The following is a 1,491-nucleotide window of genomic DNA, read 5'->3' as shown; positions in this document are numbered from 1 at the left end:
GCCGTACGGGCGGCGGGCGTCCTCGACGCCGTCGCGGGGCTCGGCCACGCGGTCCTCGAGGTCGCCGCGGGGGTCGTCGGCGTCCTCGTCGTCCCCGTCCGGCTCGGGGGGGTCCGCCTCCTCGATGCCGGTCGCCGCGTCGTCCAACAGCGCCGCGACGTCGTCGAGGTCGGCCTCGGTCTCGGCGTCGTCGAGGCGGTCGGCGATCTCGTCGAGGTACTCGTTCAGGGACTCCTCGGTCGCGTCGTCGGGGAGCGTCGGAGCGGCCGTCTCCGTCGGCTCGCCGGCGTCTCCGCCGTCGTCCGCGGCGTCGGCCTCCTCGGAGGCGTCGGCCGGGTCGTCGTCGCCGTTGCTCATATACCACGACCTCCGTGTGTAGTCCATTAAGAGGTTTCCCTTCGCGGGCGCGAGCGACGGCGTGCGAGGGTCCAGACGCCGACGCTCGGCGAGCCGACCGGCAGCGTCCGGGCCCGAAGCGCCGGACCGACGCACCGTTCCTCGGACACGTCCCGAGGCGCCCGGCGGCGTCCCGCGGCGCCCGACGACGCTCCGTCGTACCGTTCGTGTTCACCACCAGCACGCTTTTATTATCTCCTTCTAATACCGGAATGATTCGATGTTCGACGTCGACCGCGAGGCGATCACCGACGGGCCGGTGGGCCGGGTGCTGCTCGTCCTCGCCGCGCCGCTCGTCGCGCAGAACGTCGTGTACGTCGCCAACGCACTGGTCGACACGTTCTGGCTCGGGCGGGTCGGCGAGGACGCCGTCGCCGCCGTCGGGCTCAGCCTCCCGGTCCAGTCGCTGCTGGGGGCGACGGTGGTGGTCGGCGCGGTCGGCACCCAGAACCGCGTCGCGCAGCGCGCCGGCGACGGCGACGAGTCGGGGGCGCGCCGCGTCGCGGTCAACGGCGCGCTCGTCGCGCTCGCGGTCACCGCGGCGGTCGCGCTCCCGGTCGCGGTCTACGCCGAGGAGGTCGTGGCGCTGCTCGGGGCCGACCCGGCGCTCGCCGGCACGACCGCCACGTACCTCGCGATCGTGACCGTCGTCCTCCCGGTCGGAGCGGTCGGCGACACCGTCGAGAACTGCTTCACCGCGTACGGCGACACCCGCGCGGTGTTCCACGTGAGCCTCGTGGGCGTCCTCGTCAACCTCGTGGCCGCGCCGGTGCTCATCTTCGGGGTCGGCCCGGTCCCGGCGCTGGGCGTCGCGGGCGCCGCGCTCGGCACCGCGCTCGCCGGCGTCGCCGGGCTCCTGTGGGTCCTCGGGTACGCGGCCGGGATCGGCCGAGACACCTTCCGACTCACCGGCGAGGCGTTCGCGTTCGACCCGGCGACCGCCCGCGAGGTCGTCGCGGTCGGCCTCCCGCTCGGCGGGCAGCGCGGCGTGAGCGAGCTGGTCCGCGTCCTCGTCGTCGGCCTCGTCGCGGTCGCCGGCGGCGCGGCGGGCGTCGCCGCGTACACGGTGGGCGCCCGGGTCGCGACGCTCGCGAT

At 75.1% G+C, this 1,491-nt stretch carries 1 protein-coding gene and 1 pseudogene; one reads left to right on the top strand and one right to left on the bottom strand.

Annotated elements, in window-relative coordinates; all coding sequences use genetic code 11:
- A pseudogene (locus B9G38_RS17260) lies at nucleotides 1-357 on the bottom strand (HEAT repeat domain-containing protein); the annotation flags it as partial.
- Nucleotides 358-616: 259 nt separating this feature from the next.
- On the opposite strand from B9G38_RS17260, the gene B9G38_RS17255 reads away from it, so the two are divergent.
- Nucleotides 617-1,491: MATE family efflux transporter (locus B9G38_RS17255; RefSeq protein WP_143415627.1), on the top strand; the 875-nt coding region annotated here is incomplete at its 3' end.

Source organism: Halorubrum sp. SD612 (assembly GCF_002135005.1).
This window is presented reverse-complemented; position numbering and strand designations above follow the sequence as displayed.